Source organism: Mycobacterium sp. PS03-16 (assembly GCF_004570325.1).
Taxonomy (GTDB): Bacteria; Actinomycetota; Actinomycetes; order Mycobacteriales; family Mycobacteriaceae; genus Mycobacterium.
Genome location: NZ_SPQO01000018.1, coordinates 47,949 through 64,444, shown reverse-complemented (window position 1 = coordinate 64,444; position 16,496 = coordinate 47,949). Strand labels below are relative to the sequence as shown.

Here is a 16,496-nt window from a genome sequence, read left to right as displayed (position 1 = left end):
GGGCCTCCTGCCACCGACTCCGAGGGGGAGACGAGTCGGACCGGCAGGAGGCCTTCCTCGTGTCCCGGGTCGAAGTCCTTGTCGCCGGGACACCCTCGCCCCACCCTGGAAAGATCCCCGCCGTGCTCCTGTCGCTGATCGCGCTGTCCGCCGTGCTGGCCGCATGGTCGGTGACGGCGCGACGCATGGAGCGCTGGCATCTCACCGCGCCGATGGTGCTGGTGCTCGCGGGCGCCGCCGTGGGCCTCGGTGCCTCGGATCAGCTGGCCGCCCAACTGAACACCGACACCGCCGAACACATCGCCGAGATCATCCTGGCGATCCTGCTGTTCGTCGACGCCACCGACGTGCGCGGCGGCCTGTTCGGCGACCACCCGCGCGCGGCGCTGCGCGTGCTGTTCATCGCGATGCCGCTCAGCCTCGCCGTCGCCGTCGTCCTGGGACTGTGGCTGTTACCGGGCACCTCCTGGCCGGTGCTGCTGATCATCGCCTGCATCGTGGTGCCCATCGACTTCGCCCCGGCGCCGGCGATCGTGCGCGACGCCCGCGTGCCCGAGCGGGTGCGCAACCTGCTCAACGTCGAGGCCGGCTACAACGACGGCATCATCTCGCCACTGTTCATCTTCGCGCTGGTGCTCGCCGCGCCGGACACCCGCGCCGACACCCCGCTGCAGGCGCTCGGCGCAGCGGTGCCGCAAGCCGCGAAGGCCATCGTGGTCGGGTTGGCCGTCGGGGCCGCGCTGGCGCTCGCGGTCAACGCCGCACACCGCCGCGACTGGATGACGGCGCAGTCTTTCCGGCTGGTGCCGGTGGCCGCCCCGCTGCTGTCGTTCGGCGCAAGCCTGGCCGTCGGCGGCAACGGCTTCGTCGCCGCCTTCGTGTGCGGCATCGCATTCAACTACTTCCGCCGCACCGGGGACCTGCGCCACGAACTCGAACTGGTCGACGACGTCGGCTTCCTGCTGGTCGTCGGCATGTGGTTCGTGTTCGGCGCGGCCGCGGTGGTCGCGCTGCAGTCCGGAGTGCCGATCGGCACCGTGGTCTTCGCCGTCCTGGCGCTGACGCTGATCCGGATGGTGCCGACCGCGCTGAGCATGTGGAGATCACGCTTCACCCGCCCGGAGCGTCTGCTGCTCGGCGGCCTCGGACCCCGCGGCACGACGTCGATCGTCTTCGGCCTGCTCGCCTACAACGCGCTGACCGGAGCCGACGAGCACGTCGTGCTGATCACCACCGTGGTGACCGTCCTGGGCAGCGTCGTCCTGCACGGCCTCGGGGCGCCCGCGGCGGCCCGCGCCCACGCCGCGACGGCCGCCGGGTCCAGTGACCCCGAGCACACTGACCCGGGGAAATAGACTGTCCTCGTGACGCAGGAGCTTGCCCCCACGCCGGACACCGTCGAGCGGGCCGCAGCCACCCCCGACCAACCGCAGCCGTTCCGCGAGCTGGGCCTCAAGGACGACGAGTACCAGCGGATCCGCGAGATCCTCGGCCGCCGCCCGACCGACGCCGAGCTGGCCATGTACTCGGTGATGTGGAGCGAACACTGCTCCTACAAGTCCTCGAAGGTCCATCTGCGCTACTTCGGTGAGACCACCACCGAGGAGATGCGTTCCACCATGCTCGCCGGCATCGGGGAGAACGCCGGTGTCGTCGACATCGGCGACGGCTGGGCGGTCACCTTCAAGGTCGAGTCCCACAACCACCCCTCCTACGTCGAGCCGTACCAGGGTGCGGCCACCGGCGTCGGCGGCATCGTCCGCGACATCATGGCGATGGGCGCCCGCCCGGTCGCCGTGATGGACCAGCTGCGGTTCGGCGCGGCCGACGCCCCCGACACCCGCCGTGTGCTGGACGGTGTGGTGCGGGGCATCGGCGGCTACGGCAACTCGCTGGGCCTGCCCAACATCGGCGGCGAAACCGTCTTCGACGCCTCCTACGCGGGCAACCCGTTGGTCAACGCGCTCTGCGTGGGCACCATGCGCAAGGAGGATCTGCACCTGGCCTTCGCCTCGGGCGCCGGCAACAAGATCATCCTGTTCGGCGCCCGCACCGGCCTCGACGGCATCGGCGGGGTCTCGGTGCTGGCCAGCGAGACCTTCGGCGGCGACGAGGGAAGCGGCCCGGGGCGTAAGAAGCTGCCCAGCGTGCAGGTCGGCGACCCGTTCATGGAGAAGGTGCTCATCGAGTGCTGCCTCGAGCTCTACGCCGCCGGCCTGGTGGTCGGCATCCAGGACCTCGGCGGCGCCGGACTGTCCTGCGCGACATCCGAACTCGCGTCGGCCGGGGACGGCGGGATGCGCGTCGAACTCGACCAGGTGCCGCTGCGGGCGGCCAATATGACGCCCGCCGAGATCCTGTCGAGCGAATCGCAGGAACGCATGTGCGCGGTCGTCACCCCCGAGAACGTCGACGCGTTCCTCGCCGTGTGCCGCAAGTGGGACGTGCTGGCCACCGTCATCGGTGAGGTCACCGATGGCGACCGGCTCGAGATCACCTGGCACGGCGAGACCGTCGTCGACGTGCCGCCGCGCACCGTCGCCCACGAGGGCCCCGTCTACGAGCGCCCGGTCGCCCGCCCCGACACCCAGGACGCGCTCAACGCCGACACCTCCGCGGCGCTGCCGCGCCCGGCCACCGGCGACGAGCTGCGCGCCACGCTGTTGAAGATGGTCGGCAGCCCGCACCTGTGCAGCCGCGGCTACATCACCGAGCAGTACGACCGCTACGTGCGCGGGAACACGGTGCTGGCCGAACACGCCGACGGCGGCGTGCTGCGCATCGACGAGGCCACCGGCCGCGGCATCGCGATCTCGACCGACGCCTCGGGTCGCTACACCGCGCTGGACCCCTACGCCGGCGCGCAACTCGCGCTGGCCGAGGCGTACCGCAACGTCGCCGTCACCGGCGCGACCCCGGTGGCCGTCACCAACTGCCTGAACTTCGGCTCCCCGGAGGACCCGGGCGTGATGTGGCAGTTCTCCCAGGCGGTCCGCGGACTCGCCGACGGCTGTGTCGCCCTGGGCATCCCGGTCACCGGCGGCAACGTCAGCTTCTACAACCAGACCGGCACCACCGCGATCCTCCCCACCCCGGTGGTCGGTGTGCTCGGGGTGATCGACGACGTCCGGCGGCGTATCCCCACCGGGCTGGGCACCGAGCCGGGGGAGACGCTGATGCTGCTCGGCGACACCCGCGACGAGTTCGACGGGTCGATCTGGGCGCAGGTCACCGCCGACCATCTCGGCGGGCTGCCGCCGAAGGTCGACTTCCAGCGCGAGAAGCTGCTGGCCGACGTGCTGACCGCCGCCTCGCGCGACGGGCTGATCTCCGCCGCCCACGACCTCAGCGAGGGCGGGCTGATCCAGGCCGTCACCGAGGCCGCGCTCGCCGGCGAAACCGGTTGTCGCCTCCTGGTTCCCGAGGATGCCGACCCGTTCGTGTTCCTGTTCAGCGAATCGGCCGGACGGGTGCTGGTGGCGGTGCCGCGCACCGAGGAGAGCCGGTTCCGGTCGATGTGCGAGGCACGCGGCCTGCCGGTCACTCGGGTCGGCGTCGTCGACCAAGGCAGCGACTCGGTCGAGGTGCAGGACCACTTCACGGTGTCGCTGGCCGAACTGCGCAGCACGTCCGAGGCGGTGCTGCCCGGATTGTTCGGGTGAGCGGGGGCACCGACCAACTCACCGGCGACGCCGTCGCCGCCACCCCTGACCGCCCGCGCCCGCATCCGCTGGTGGCGTGGGTGTGGGGACTGCTGCGCCTCGACGTCGTGGGCGTCGCCTTCAGCGCGCTGTTCTTCTGCCTGTCGCTGACGCCGTCGCTGCTCCCGCGCGACTGGCTGTTCCAGGGCCTCATCGGCGGGGTGAACGCGGCCATCGGGTACGGCATCGGCGTCTTCGCCTGGCGCCTGTCCAACCGGTTCGTGCTGAACAACCGCCGCTGGTGGCCGCCGTCGCGGCGGGTGGTGCAGGCGCTCAAGGTGGTCGTCGTCGTGCTGGCCTTCGGGGCGTGTACGGCCATGGTCGTGCCCGCCGCCGCCTGGCAGCGGCAGGTCTCCGCGGAAATGGGGATGGCCGGCCCCGACACGCTGGGTTATGCCCGCGTGCTCGTGATCGCCGCACTGGTCGGTGCGCTGTGCGTCGCGGCCGCCCGGGTCGTCCTCGACACCATCAAAGCCCTTGCCCGGCTGCTGATCCGGCGGTTCCGGTTGCACGACGAGACGGCGCTGTTCATCGGAACCGCGGTCGTCGTCGTCCTGATCATCACGATGGTCAACGGCGTGCTGTTCCAGGGCTTCCTGGCCAGCGCCAGCCGCGTCTTCCAGCCGCAGAACAACACCACCCGCGACGGCATCAGCCAACCCACAGAGCCCGAACGCTCCGGCAGCCCAGCATCGTTCGCCCCCTGGGACACGCTCGGCTACCAGGGCCGCAACTTCGTCGCCGCCGGACCCCGCGCCGACGAACTCGCCCGCATCAACGGCCGCCCGGCACAGGAACCGATCCGCGTGTACGCCGGTCTGCAGACCGCCGACACCGACGAGCAGCGCATCGCGGTGTTGCTCAGCGAGCTCGAACGCACCGGCGCCTTCGACCGCGACGTCCTGGTGATCGTGCCCACCACCGGCACCGGGTGGGTCAACCCGGTGGCGGCCCGCGCGCTGGAACTGATGTACAACGGCGACACCGCGATGGTCGCGATGCAGTATTCCTATCTGCCGAGCTGGATTTCGTTCCTCGGTGATCAGCAAAAGTCCATGGAGGCGGGCAAGCTGCTGATCGACGCGGTGCAGCAGCGGTGGGCGGCACGGCCGCCGGACCGGCGGCCCGAACTGATGCTCTACGGCGAGAGCCTCGGGTCGATGGCCGGACAGGGCGCGTTCGGCTGGCTGCCCGACATCGCCGAGAAGGGTTTCTCCTCTGTGCTGTGGGTGGGCCCACCCAACGCCAGCCCGCTGTGGCGCGCGGTCGTCGAGCGCCGCGATCCCGGCACCCCGCAGGTCGATCCGCGCTACGACGACGGGCGCACCGTGCGGTTCTCGCAGGGCACCACTCCGGCCGAGATCGCCCGGGACACCGACGCGCCGTGGCAGGGCACCCGGGTGCTGTTCCTGCAGCACGCCTCCGACCCGATCGTGTGGTGGTCGCCGGACCTGCTGACCACCCGGCCCGACTGGCTGCGGGAACCACCCGGCAGGGACCGCACCCCGTCCATGCGCTGGTATCCCATCGTGACGTTCTGGCAGGTGAGCGCCGACATGACGAATGCGGCGGCCGTTCCCGGCGGACACGGCCACAACTACGGTGACTCGGTGCTCGACGGCTGGGCCGCCGTCGCGCCGCCGCCCGGATGGACCGCCGCGGACACCGAACGCATCCGCCAGGTCCTGCATCACACTGAATCCGCGGACGGACCCGAATACTGATGCGCCACAAGCACATCAACGCCGCGGCGCTCGCCGGCGGTCTGGTCGCCTGGCACAAGGTGGTGAGCCCACGGCTGTCCCCCCGGTGGCATCCCGTGCTCAACGGGCTGTTGGGCACCGGCCTGGTGGCGCTCACCCGCCCGCGGCTGGGGCTGCGGCCGCCCCCGCTGCTCGCCGGTCTGCGCACCGGTGCGGCCGCCACCGCCGTCGTCGTCGCGGTGGTGACCGCCGCCGCGCCGCTGCCCCCGGTGCGCCGGGCGCTGGCCGGCCAGGACCCGATCGACACCCCGGCGCGCTGGATGCTGCTGCGCATACCGCTGGGCACCGTCTGGGCCGAGGAAGCCAGCTTCCGCGGCGCGCTGGCCCACGTGGCCGCCGACGCGCTCGGTCCCGACGGAGGCCGGCTGTTGCAGTCGGCGGCGTTCGGGCTCTCCCACATCGCCGACGCCCGGGCGGCCGGCCAGCCCGTGACCGGCACTGTGCTGGTGACCGGGCTGGCGGGCTGGGTGTTCGCCCGGCTGGCCGAGCACTCGGGCAGCCTCGCCGCGGCGATGCTCGCCCACCTGGCCGTCAACGAGGTCGGTGCGGTGGCGGCCCTGCGGACCGGACGCCGACGCGCGGTCACGGATTGATGGTCAGCTCGCCGATCTGACGGCCCCACACGTAGTCCATCGCGAACGGCTGCCCCAGTTCGGCGTGGTTGTACGGCGCGATGCTGTAGCCGGTGTCCATGACGAGGTACGGGTGCGGCCACAGTTCGCGGGTGATCTTCTGCCAGCAGCCCGGCCGGCCGCCGGGGCCGCCGCGGGCGTTGATCCGTGGCAGGTTGTCCGGATAGACGTACGGGTTGCCCGCGCCCAGCACGGTTCCTGCGGCGCGCAGCGCGTAGCCGTTGTCGCCGCCGAGCGTGCGGTGGATCTCCGGCGCGACGTCGTGGAAGTTGCGGATCGTGCAGAAGATCATCCCGCGGTAGTCGTCGAGCAGCTTGGTGGTCGGCTGCAGATCGACGCTGCCGCGAACCAGATAGGGACCGGCCCGCTCGACGGGGTCGGCGCCGACGGTGCCGAAGCCCGCCGCTGCCAGCAGCGCGCGGTCCAACGCGGAGCGCTGCGCGTACACCGTGACCGACGTGCGCACCGCGTCGTCCAGACCGTCCCACAGCGCCGGTGAGGCGGCGGCGTAGATGTCGGCCAGCTCCGCGACGCCCATCAGGTCGGCCCTCAGTTCGGGCATCCGAGCGGTGAGGTCGGCCAGGACGGCGTCGCTGTCGGTCAGCGCATCGCCGAAGCGGTCACCGAGCCCCGTCAGCGCCTCCGCGGTTGCGGCCAGCGTCTGGTTGAGCTTGACCAGGTCGACGCGTTCGGCCAGCGCCACGACGGTCTCGAACAGCGTGTTGAACTCGGTGGTCACCGTCGCCGCCCGGATCTCGTCGCCCGGTGAAAGACGGTGTGCCGCAGGGACATCCGGTGATCGCAACGACACGTACTTGTTGCCGAACACCGTGCTGGCGGTGACGTCGGCGATCACGTTGGCCGGGATCGCCGACAGGAACCGGGGCGCCACCTCGAGCGTCAGCGCCGCCTCGGCCCGCCCGTCGGAGTCGACGGTCGCGATGCGCGCGACCCGGCCGATCTCGACGCCGTTGAACGTCACCTTCGCGCCCGGGTCGACCACCAGGCCGGCCCGCGACGACAGCACCGTCAACGTGGTGCTCTCGGTGAACTCGCCGCGGAACGCCATGGAGATCACCGCCGCCACCGCGCCGACGGCCACCAGGGCCAGCGCACCGGCCGCCCGGTACGGCGGTCGGTGCCGGTCGAGGGCCACTTTGCGACACTAAGTTATGGCTGCACGCCGCACCGCCGATCCGGAGAAGACCCGCGCCGCCGTGGCCGCCGTCGCGGACTGGCTGCGCGACGACACGACGCCGGCGCCGCCGCTACCCGAGCTCGCCGAAGCGGTTCGGCTCACCGCCCGCACGCTGGCCGCCATCGCCCCGGGGGCCAGCGTCGAGGTACGCATCCCACCGTTCGTCGCGGTGCAGTGCGTCGCGGGTCCGACGCACACCCGCGGCAACCCGCCCAACGTGGTCGAGACCGATCCCCGGACCTGGTTGCTGATCGCCACCGGGCTGCTGGCGTTCGATCGGGCCGTGGCCGGGGGCACGCTGACGCTGTCCGGGGCGCGCGCCCCGGAGATCGCGAACTGGCTGCCCGTGGTGACGGCCGGTGACTGAACGTCAGCGGAAGTACGGGTACTCCTGCACCCAGGTGAAGCCGCGGCTGCGCAGGGTGAACGAGTTCGGGTCCACCGCATCGAGATCGATCTCGACGGCGCGGCCGTTGACCCGGCCCGCCAGGATCAGGCGGTCCCCGTCGGGCCGGCGGTAGCGCAGATCCGCTGCGAGGTCGGGCATCTCGACGGTGCGCGATCCCGGGTCGATGGTGGCGGGCACCGTGGTCAGCGTGCCGTCCATCTGCTGCACCGTGACCGCGCCCGGCTGGTCGACGACCACCCGCTGCCACCGGGCGGCGTCGTCGGTGCGGGGCGGGGTCGGCCGGCCGTCGACGCGGAACTCCGTCACCGCCCAGATGCCGTACAGCTCGGGCTCCGGCCGCCCGCCGCCGTACTCGTACCAGGCCTGCCGGCTCACCGACACACAGCCGATCAGCACCCACACCCCCAGGGCCACCTGCACGACCGCGGCGATCCGGTTGGCCCGGGCCGCGCCGAACAGCGCCGGCTGCCGAAGGGGGCCGGACGGCCGCTGCCGCACCAGCAGGTCGACGAGGCCTCGTGCGTGCGGCGCCACCAGCACGGCGCTGATCACCAGCAGGTGGAACGACAGGATCTTGACCGGCACGTCGAAGGTCATGTTCAGCAGGAACACCTGCCCCATCGCCGCCACGCTCAGCAGCGCGCCGAGCGTGGCGGTCGGCGGCCAGAACAGCAGCACACCGGCGAGTACCTCGGCCGCGCCCAGGAAGATCTCGTACGGATACGAACCGCCCACCTGCAGCCACAGCACCGACGCCGGGCTGAGGTCACCGTAGGGCTGCAGCAGCGCCGACAGTGGCGGCGCGGGCACCTGGGTCGGGATGACCTTGGCGAACCCGTAGAACAGCAGCTGCCCGCCCAGGCACATCCGCAGGAACGTCAGGAACCACGCGGCCAACCGCGGGTAGGCGGGCCGTTTCCGGTCCAGCAGGCTCCACACCGCCGTCGCGATCAGCGCCACGACCAGCAGGCAGAACACCAGCACCCAGATGATCGCCTGATCGCCGCTGCCCGAGTCGAGATGCAGGACCGCGTCGACGCCGAACAGGTGCCGTGCGACGAAGCCGAGCAGGGGTTCGAGCGCCATCAGCTGCCAGATCACCGCGTTGTCGGGTAGCCAGTGGGTGAGCACGCCGGCGTAGGCGAAGGTGAGCTGCGCGAAGACCAGGCAGAACAGCCCGAGATAGACGACACCGAAGCGGAACACGACGCGCGTGACGGGATGGCCGCGTCAGCGTCTCCGCAGATGCGACAGGGATCACAGCGGACTCCTGGGTTTCGTCGGTGTACACGGAAATGTGGTGCGAGATCCAGTCGTTGGACGTGACGACGACACCATCGGCCGATTCTTTTGTCGACCGGTTTTGCCCGTAGACTGAGTTACGTCACCCACCGCCCCCTGGGAGCAGCCCTATCGTGATCGGCCACGACGACATCGAGACCGAAACCGAACCTCGCGAAGAATGCGGCGTGTTCGGCGTCTGGGCGCCCGGTGAGGACGTCGCCAAGATGGCGTACTACGGCCTCTACGCGCTGCAGCACCGCGGCCAGGAGGCGGCCGGTATCGCGGTCGCCGACGGCTCACAGGTGCTGGTGTTCAAGGATCTGGGCCTGGTCAGCCAGGTGTTCGACGAGCAGACGCTGGCCGCCATGCACGGGCACGTCGCCGTCGGGCACTGCCGCTACTCCACCACCGGCTCCACCACGTGGGAGAACGCCCAGCCGGTGTTCCGCAACACCGCCGCAGGCACCGGCGTCGCGCTGGGCCACAACGGCAACCTGGTCAACACCACCGAGCTGGCTGCCCGCGCCCGCGACGCCGGGCTGATCAACGGCCGCGCCCAGGGCTCGGCCACCACCGATTCCGACATCCTCGGCGCGCTGCTCGCCCACGGCGCCGCCGACGCCACGCTCGAACAGGCCGCGCTCGAGCTGCTGCCGACCGTGCGCGGCGCGTTCTGCCTGACCTTCATGGACGAGAACACCCTCTACGCGGCGCGCGACCCGTACGGGGTGCGGCCGCTGTCGCTGGGCCGGCTGGACCGCGGCTGGGTCGTCGCCTCGGAGACCGCCGCGCTCGACATCGTCGGCGCCTCGTTCGTCCGCGACATCGAACCCGGGGAGCTGCTGGCCATCGACGCCGACGGCGTGCGCTCCACCCGCTTCGCCAACCCCAGCCCCAAGGCGTGTGTCTTCGAATACGTGTACCTGGCCCGCCCGGACAGCACCATCGGCGGGCGTTCGGTGCACGCCACCCGCGTCGAGATCGGGCGCCGGCTGGCCAGTGAGAAGCCCGTCGAGGCCGACCTGGTGATCGGCGTCCCGGAATCGGGCACCCCGGCCGCCGTCGGCTACGCCCAGGGCTCCGGCATCCCGTACGGGCAGGGACTGATGAAGAACGCCTACGTCGGGCGCACGTTCATCCAGCCGTCGCAGACCATCCGCCAGCTCGGTATCCGGCTCAAGCTCAACCCCCTCAAAGAGGTCATCCGCGGCAAGCGGCTGATCGTCGTCGACGACTCGATCGTGCGCGGCAACACCCAGCGGGCGTTGATCCGGATGCTGCGCGAAGCCGGCGCCGTCGAGGTGCACGTGCGGATCGCCTCACCGCCGGTGAAGTGGCCGTGCTTCTACGGCATCGACTTCGCCACCCCGGCCGAGCTGATCGCCAATGCCGTCGAGGACGAGGACGAGATGCTCGAGGCGGTGCGCCGCGCGATCGGCGCCGACACGCTGGGCTACATCTCCCAACAGGGCATGATCGCCGCCACCGAACAACCCGCCTCGCGGCTGTGCTCGGCATGCTTCGACGGCAACTACCCGATCGAACTGCCCGGCGAATCGGCGCTCGGCAAGAACGTCATCGAGCACATGCTGGCCACCGCCGCGCGCACCGGCATCCCGCTGCAGTCCGACAACGACAACGTCTCGGCGCTGCGGCGCCCCTGAGCGTCGCGCTCAGGTCGCCACGGCCGGGCTGAACCGCAGCAGGTGGCGTCGGCCGTTCCTGGCCGCGGTGCCGTTTCGCCCGAGCGCCTCGGCGACCGCGTCCCGGAATCCGGTCAGGCCGCCGTCGGGCGGCGCGATCACCGTGTCGATGTCGTGGTCACCCATCACGGCATCGCATTCCAGCGACTCCACCAGCGGCCGCGCCAGTCCCGCGGAAATCGGCGTCACCAGCCCCACCCAACGGCTCGCGAGGGTGGGGGTCAACCACGGCAGGACCACGAACCGCCGCGGTCGCAAACCCGCCACGTCGGCGTAGACCTGCATCGCCTCGCCGTACTCGAGCACATCCGGGCCGCCGATGTCCCATGTCCGCGATTCCGGCACCCGCGCAGTGGCCGCCTCCACCAGGTAGTGGAGCGCGTCGTCGATCGAGATCGGCTGGATCTTGTTGTGCACCCACTTCGGGGTGGTCATGATCGGCAGCCGGTCGGTGAGATGCCGGATCAACTCGAATGACGCCGAGCCGGAACCGATCACGATGCCGGCCTGCAACACCACGGTCTCGACACCGGAGTCGATGAGGATCTCGCCCACCTCGGTCCGCGACGCCAGATGCCGGGACAGTTCCGTGCCGTCCGGATGGAGGCCGCTGAGGTACACCACCCGGCGTACCCCCGCCGTGCGGGCCGCCGACACCACGTTGCGCGCCGACTCGGCTTCCTCTGCGACGAAGTTGTCGGACGTGCCCATCGAATGCACCAGGTAGTAGACGACGTCGACGTCCTCGAACGCCGCCGCCAGGGAATCGGCATCGGTGAGATCGCCCCTGACCACCTCGGCCCGGTCGCGCCACGGCGCGTCGTCCAGCTTCTCCGGGGTGCGCGCCATCGCCCGCACCTGATGGCCGCGGTCGAGCAGGGCCGGCGCCAAGCGGCCGCCGATATAGCCGGTGGCACCCGTCACCAGGCAGCGGATCAGTTCAGCGGGCACCGGGCCTCCATCCTTCGACAACCGACACACCAGGCATTCGGAGCCGGTGGGGGCAAGGATGACCCTCGGATGGGTCCGGCAAACCCGCGAACGGGAAACGCGCAGGCAGCGATCGCCGACGGGCGTTTACCAACGGCTGGTGCGGAACGGTAGCCTTCTACTCGATGACCGAGCGCGCCGAACAACACGGCATCTCATACGCGTCGGCCGGGGTGGACATCGAAGCCGGTGACCGAGCCGTCGAACTCTTCAAGCCGCTGGCCGCCAAGGCCACGCGGCCCGAGGTGCGCGGCGGGCTGGGCGGCTTCGCCGGCCTGTTCGCCCTGCGCGGCGGCTACCGTGAGCCCGTCCTCGCCTCGTCGACCGACGGCGTGGGCACCAAGCTGGCCGTGGCCCAGGCGATGGACAAACACGACACCGTCGGCCTCGACCTCGTCGCCATGGTGGTCGACGACCTCGTGGTCTGCGGCGCCGAACCGCTGTTCCTGCAGGACTACATCGCGGTGGGGCGCACCGTCCCCGAGCGGGTCAGCGAGCTGGTGTCCGGGATCGCCCAGGGTTGCGTCCTCGCCGGATGCGCCCTGCTGGGTGGCGAGACCGCCGAACATCCGGGGCTGATGGCGCCCGACCACTACGACATCTCCGCCACCGGTGTCGGCATCGTGGAGGCCGACGACGTGCTCGGTCCCGACCGTGTGCGTCCCGGCGACGTCGTGATCGCGATGGCCTCGACCGGCCTGCACTCCAACGGCTACTCGCTGGCCCGCCACGTGCTACTCGAAATCGACCACATGAACCTCGCCGGCCACGTCGAGGAGTTCGGTCGCACGCTGGGCGAAGAGCTGCTCGAACCCACCCGCATCTACGCCAAGGACTGCCTGGCGCTGGCGGCCGAGACCCAGGTCCGGACGTTCTGCCACGTCACCGGTGGTGGGCTGGCCGGGAACCTGGAACGGGTCGTCCCCAACGGTCTGGTCGCCGAGCTCGACCGCGGCACCTGGACGCCCGCACCGGTGTTCGGCATGATCGCCCAGCGTGGCCGGATCGACCGCGCCGAGATGGAGAAGACGTTCAACATGGGCGTCGGGATGGTCGCCGTCGTCGCGCCGGAGGACACCGACCGCGCACTGGCGATTCTCACTGCCCGCCACCTGGACTGCTGGACCCTCGGGACCATCAAGAAGGGCGGCAAAGAAGAGCCGCGGGCACAGCTGGTGGGCCAGCACCCGCGGTTCTAGGACCGCGACGGGTCAGCGGCGCCAGTCGTCCTCGGGCGCCCACTCATCGTCGGCTACGCCGTCGCGGGTGTCGGTGTCGCCCGACCCACCGGCCAGCTCGCGCTGGAGCCGCTCGAAATCAGTTTGAGGCGAGCTGTACTTCAGGTCGCGAGCGACCTTCGTCTGCTTTGCCTTCGCCCGGCCGCGGCCCATGGGGGACCCCCTCGCGCAATAACGGAGCGGCCCGTAGACAGGCGGCTCCGATTCCTAGTGTCGTTATTGTCCTGCCCATACTTTACCGTGCCGGATCGCCGCGCGCTGGCAGGCCCTCGCCCGCGGTGACCAGACTCACCGCGCCGCGCCGCGCAGCCGATCCACAGCCAGCCGGCCGGCGCCCACGGCGTCGGCCGCGGGCATCGAATCCGGATCGATCGCCGCGGCGACCGCGACCTCGCCGCCGGTGGTCAGCGCGGTGTCGGCGGGCAGCCCGCGCTTGAGCAACGCGAGCGCGACCGGGCCGTCGTCGACATGCTCGACCACGGTGCCCAGGCGCCCGACGGCACGGCCACCGGCCAGCACCGGATCACCCGTCGCCGGCCGGTCACTCGACCCGTCGAGCTGCAGCCGCACCAGCATCCGCGGCGGTTTACCCAGGTTGTGTACCCGCGCGACGGTCTCCTGGCCGCGGTAGCAGCCCTTGTCCAGGTGCACCGCGGGGCCGATCCACCCGACCTCGTGCGGAATCGTGCGCTCGTCGGTGTCCACCCCCAGCCGGGGCCGCAGCGTCGCCACCCGGTGTGCCTCATACGCCCACACCCCCGCCGGCCGGACGCCGGCCGCGGTCAACCGGCTGTGCCACTCGTCGCGCTGAGCGCGGGGCACCAGCAGGTCCACCTCGACGCCGTCAGCGCGCATCCCGCGAACGAACCCGCCACCGGGCAGCGCCACCGCGGTCGATTCCGCTGGCAGCGCATCGAGACCGAGGGCGCCGAGCAACGGCGTGTCGGCCACCCGCGGCCCGAGCAGGGACAGCACCGCAAGCTCCGCGGGTTCGATGGACACGTCGGCCCAGAACACCATCTTGCGCAGGTAGGTCAGCAGCGGTTCGCCACGCCACGGTTCGGTGTCGAGGTGCAGGACCCCGTCCAGCTCCGTCTGTACCCAGTGGTCCTCGACGCGGCCCTGGCCGTCGAGGCTGAGGTTCTCGGTGACGGTGCCGTCGGCCTGATCGCTCACATGCTGAGTCGAGATGTTGTGCAGCCACGACCGTCGCTCGGCACCGGTCAGGACCAGCGTGGCGCGGTGTGCGCGGTCGACGACCACGCCGGCGTCGGTCGCGGCACGCTGCTCGCCGAGCGGGTCGCCGTAGTGCCAGACGGCGCCGGCGTCCGGTCCACCTTCGGGCGCGAGAACTGCTGACATACGTCAACTCTACGGGGCTACGCTGAGGGGCCATGGCGAGCGGACCGGGTGTGATCGTCACCCTCGACGGTGAACTGCACGACGCGAATGAGCCGCTGCTGCATGCCGACGATCTGGCCGCGGTGCGCGGTGACGGCATCTTCGAGACGCTGCTGGTGCGCGACGGCGGACCGTGCCTGCTGGAGGCGCACCTGAGCCGCTTGTCGCAGTCGGCGCGAATGGTGGACCTACCCGCCCCCGATCTGGCGCAGTGGCGTGCAGCGGTCGCCGCCGGGGTGCGTCACTGGACCGAGGGCGGCGATGGCGAAGGTGTGCTGCGCCTGGTGTACAGCCGGGGCCGGGAGAGCGGCGGGCCGCCGACGGCCTACCTGACGATCGGGGCGTTGCCGGCGCGGGTCGCGGCCGCGCGCCGCGACGGCGTCGCCGCGCTGACGCTGGCGCGGGGATTGTCGACCGACGCGGCCGATCTGCCCTGGCTGCTGGCCGGGGCGAAGACGCTGTCGTACGCGGTGAACATGGCCGCACTGCGGCACGCCGAACGGCATGGTGCCGGCGACGTCATCTTCGTCAGCGCCGAGGGGCAGATCCTCGAGGGCCCGCGTTCGACGGTGGTGATCGCCACCGAGATGGACGACGGCCGGCTCGGGCTGCTCACCCCGCCGCCGTGGTATCCGATCCTGCGCGGCACCACCCAGCAGGCGCTGTTCGAGGTGGCCAGGAACAAGGGGTACGACTGCGACTACCGTGCGCTGCGGCCGGCGGATCTCACTGCCGCACACGGTGTCTGGCTCGTCTCGAGCATCACGCTGGCGGCCCGGGTGCACACGCTGGACGGGGTGCCGCTGCGCCCGACGGCGCTGGCGTCGGACGTCGCTGAGCTGGTCGACTCCGCCATCGTCAGCGATCGCTGAGCGCGAACAGTAATTGCCTTGTCGGACCGGAGATCCGCGGGTACGGTCGCTCGTACACAGGAAGGGAGGTGGTCCGACAAATTGAGTGACTTATGGACATGTGAGGTGGCTGCGCGCTAGCGGCACCGGGGAAGTCCAGCACTGAGCTGAGTGCGCTGGCGAATTCCCCGCAGTCACCCGGCCCCCGAGCCCCTCGGTCCGTCCAACCAGGATCCAACGGCTCGGGGGCCGCTTCATATCCGGGGGAGGATGGCTCAGGCGGGGCCCGGTGCCAGCGATGCGCAGGACGCCATCGCCTCGCGCCACGCCTGCTCGTCCACACCGGACGGGGGAGCCGACACCGGACCCGGCGGCGCCGCGACGTCGTGGGCTTGGAGGCACTGGGCGTAGGAGCCGTGCCCGGTGGACCCGGCCGGCGAGGTCTCCGATTCCTGCGGCGCGGCCTCGGACCCGCAGGCCGCCAGAAGTGCCGCCGCGGCCACACCGGCCGCGGCCGCCCACCGCCGCACTAGCCCGCGTACCGGGACAGCCGGGCCGACAGATGCGGCACCAGGCCGCCGTCGGCGTCGACGCGTTCCTCCACGTACGCCAGGTCGCCGCCCTCGACGATGCCGTAGAGGCGTTTCGCGCCGCCCACCAGCATCCCGGACTTGCTCCGGGCCAGCGCGTCGGTCACCAGCTCCCACGACGACTGATTGCGGGGCCGGCCGTAGAACAGTTCGATGTAGCCCGCGGAGTGCGCCAGCAGCAGTTCGATCGCCTGGGACTCCGAGGGGTCGGACGGATCGTCGACGAAGCGCCAGAACCCGGTCTCGCGCAAGCCCAGCCGCTCGTACTCGCCGTCCTCGGTGAGCCGCCAGGAGCGGGCCTCCCAGTTCAGGTAATCGCCGCCGTCGTGGGACACCACAATCTGCTGGCCGAATCGGTAATCCCCGTGCGGCCCGCGGCCCTCACCCTCACCGCGCCACACACCGACCAGCGGCAGCAGCGCCAGCAGGGCGTCGTTGAAGTCCGCGCCCTCCCGCAGGTTCGCGGTGTCGGCGGGCAGCGGAAGGTCCTGAAAGACCGGAATGTTGCGCGCGGCAGTGGCTTTCGCCCGCTCGGCGGCCTCGGCGACGGCGCGGTCGCCGGATGTCGCGAAGATCGAACCGGCGGCCTGGTCAGACTCGTCCGGCGAGGTCACGACTCATCGGTGATGAGGCGGTACAGCGCGTACAGCGCGAACCACGTGATCAGCAGGGTGCACGCCACCAGCAGGAGTTCGTAGAACAGGACCACACGCCCAGTCTAACCGCTGTGACACCG

The 16,496-nt window shown here is 71.1% G+C and carries 15 protein-coding genes; 8 read left to right on the top strand and 7 right to left on the bottom strand.

What is annotated here, in order from left to right:
* The first annotated feature begins 122 nt into the window (after positions 1–122).
* From E4P42_RS16395 to E4P42_RS16380, 4 genes are all read left to right on the top strand, one after another.
* Positions 123–1,355 carry a cation:proton antiporter gene (locus tag E4P42_RS16395; RefSeq protein WP_135127134.1) on the top strand — a complete coding sequence of 411 codons (1,233 nt, stop codon included), beginning with the start codon at positions 123–125 and terminating at the stop codon, positions 1,353–1,355.
* Between the two features lie 9 nt (positions 1,356–1,364).
* Positions 1,365–3,662: a phosphoribosylformylglycinamidine synthase subunit PurL gene (purL, locus tag E4P42_RS16390; RefSeq protein ID WP_135127133.1), complete on the top strand. Its 2,298-nt coding sequence runs from the start codon at positions 1,365–1,367 to the stop codon at positions 3,660–3,662.
* Positions 3,663–3,751: 89 nt separating this feature from the next.
* A complete protein-coding gene (locus tag E4P42_RS16385) occupies positions 3,752–5,425 on the top strand; it encodes an alpha/beta-hydrolase family protein (RefSeq protein ID WP_245234063.1) in 1,674 nt (557 codons plus the stop codon).
* On the top strand, positions 5,425–6,057 hold the full coding sequence (locus tag E4P42_RS16380) for a CPBP family intramembrane glutamic endopeptidase (protein ID WP_135127131.1): 633 nt from the start codon (positions 5,425–5,427) through the stop codon (positions 6,055–6,057). The genes E4P42_RS16385 and E4P42_RS16380 overlap by 1 nt, the downstream gene beginning before the upstream one ends.
* Here E4P42_RS16380 and E4P42_RS16375 read toward each other — a convergent pair.
* Positions 6,047–7,252 (bottom strand): MCE family protein, encoded by a 1,206-nt coding sequence (locus E4P42_RS16375; protein WP_135127130.1) that lies wholly within the window; start codon positions 7,250–7,252, stop codon positions 6,047–6,049. The genes E4P42_RS16380 and E4P42_RS16375 overlap by 11 nt on opposite strands.
* 16 nt (positions 7,253–7,268) lie before the next feature.
* Between E4P42_RS16375 and E4P42_RS16370 the strand changes: the two genes are divergently transcribed.
* Entirely contained in the window at positions 7,269–7,661 is a 393-nt protein-coding gene (locus E4P42_RS16370; protein ID WP_135127129.1) for a sterol carrier family protein, read from the top strand.
* 3 nt (positions 7,662–7,664) lie between these two features.
* On the opposite strand, the gene E4P42_RS16365 is transcribed toward E4P42_RS16370, so the two are convergent.
* The gene (locus E4P42_RS16365; RefSeq protein ID WP_135127128.1) at positions 7,665–8,909 is read right to left on the bottom strand and encodes a DoxX family protein; all 1,245 of its coding nucleotides are present in this window, start codon (positions 8,907–8,909) and stop codon (positions 7,665–7,667) included.
* A gap of 209 nt (positions 8,910–9,118) precedes the next feature.
* Here E4P42_RS16365 and purF point away from each other — a divergent pair, with 209 nt between their 5' ends.
* Positions 9,119–10,651, top strand: coding sequence for an amidophosphoribosyltransferase (gene purF, locus E4P42_RS16360; RefSeq protein ID WP_135127127.1), 1,533 nt, complete (start codon positions 9,119–9,121; stop codon positions 10,649–10,651).
* A gap of 9 nt (positions 10,652–10,660) precedes the next feature.
* On the opposite strand, the gene E4P42_RS16355 is transcribed toward purF, so the two are convergent.
* On the bottom strand, positions 10,661–11,641 hold the full coding sequence (locus E4P42_RS16355) for an NAD(P)H-binding protein (protein ID WP_135127126.1): 981 nt from the start codon (positions 11,639–11,641) through the stop codon (positions 10,661–10,663).
* A 164-nt stretch (positions 11,642–11,805) separates the two neighbouring features.
* Here E4P42_RS16355 and purM point away from each other — a divergent pair, with 164 nt between their 5' ends.
* Entirely contained in the window at positions 11,806–12,879 is a 1,074-nt protein-coding gene (gene purM / locus E4P42_RS16350; protein ID WP_135127125.1) for a phosphoribosylformylglycinamidine cyclo-ligase, read from the top strand.
* A gap of 12 nt (positions 12,880–12,891) precedes the next feature.
* Here the strand turns inward: purM and E4P42_RS16345 are convergent, their stop codons facing one another.
* A complete protein-coding gene (locus tag E4P42_RS16345) occupies positions 12,892–13,071 on the bottom strand; it encodes a DUF3073 domain-containing protein (RefSeq protein ID WP_135127124.1) in 180 nt (59 codons plus the stop codon).
* A 135-nt stretch (positions 13,072–13,206) separates the two neighbouring features.
* On the bottom strand, positions 13,207–14,280 hold the full coding sequence (locus E4P42_RS16340) for a folate-binding protein YgfZ (RefSeq protein ID WP_135127123.1): 1,074 nt from the start codon (positions 14,278–14,280) through the stop codon (positions 13,207–13,209).
* A gap of 32 nt (positions 14,281–14,312) precedes the next feature.
* On the opposite strand from E4P42_RS16340, the gene E4P42_RS16335 reads away from it, so the two are divergent.
* A complete protein-coding gene (locus E4P42_RS16335; protein ID WP_135127122.1) occupies positions 14,313–15,191 on the top strand; it encodes an aminodeoxychorismate lyase in 879 nt (292 codons plus the stop codon).
* Positions 15,192–15,445: 254 nt separating this feature from the next.
* On the opposite strand, the gene E4P42_RS16330 is transcribed toward E4P42_RS16335, so the two are convergent.
* Together E4P42_RS16330 and E4P42_RS16325 are read right to left on the bottom strand one after the other, a co-directional pair.
* Positions 15,446–15,700, bottom strand: a complete 255-nt coding sequence (locus tag E4P42_RS16330) for a hypothetical protein (RefSeq protein WP_135127121.1) — start codon at positions 15,698–15,700, stop codon at positions 15,446–15,448.
* A complete protein-coding gene (locus E4P42_RS16325; protein ID WP_135127120.1) occupies positions 15,700–16,374 on the bottom strand; it encodes an FABP family protein in 675 nt (224 codons plus the stop codon). The genes E4P42_RS16330 and E4P42_RS16325 overlap by 1 nt, the downstream gene beginning before the upstream one ends.
* Positions 16,375–16,496: the final 122 nt, after the last annotated feature.

Excerpts from the sequence above, each read along its gene's own strand:
- E4P42_RS16380 (WP_135127131.1), top strand. The coding sequence starts at position 5,425 with ATGCGCCACAAGCACATCAACGCCGCGGCGCTCGCCGGCGGTCTGGTC.
- E4P42_RS16370 (WP_135127129.1), top strand. The coding sequence starts at position 7,269 with ATGGCTGCACGCCGCACCGCCGATCCGGAGAAGACCCGCGCCGCCGTG.
- purM (WP_135127125.1), top strand. The coding sequence starts at position 11,806 with ATGACCGAGCGCGCCGAACAACACGGCATCTCATACGCGTCGGCCGGG.
- E4P42_RS16345 (WP_135127124.1), bottom strand. The coding sequence starts at position 13,071 with ATGGGCCGCGGCCGGGCGAAGGCAAAGCAGACGAAGGTCGCTCGCGAC.
- E4P42_RS16340 (WP_135127123.1), bottom strand. The coding sequence starts at position 14,280 with ATGTCAGCAGTTCTCGCGCCCGAAGGTGGACCGGACGCCGGCGCCGTC.
- E4P42_RS16335 (WP_135127122.1), top strand. The coding sequence starts at position 14,313 with ATGGCGAGCGGACCGGGTGTGATCGTCACCCTCGACGGTGAACTGCAC.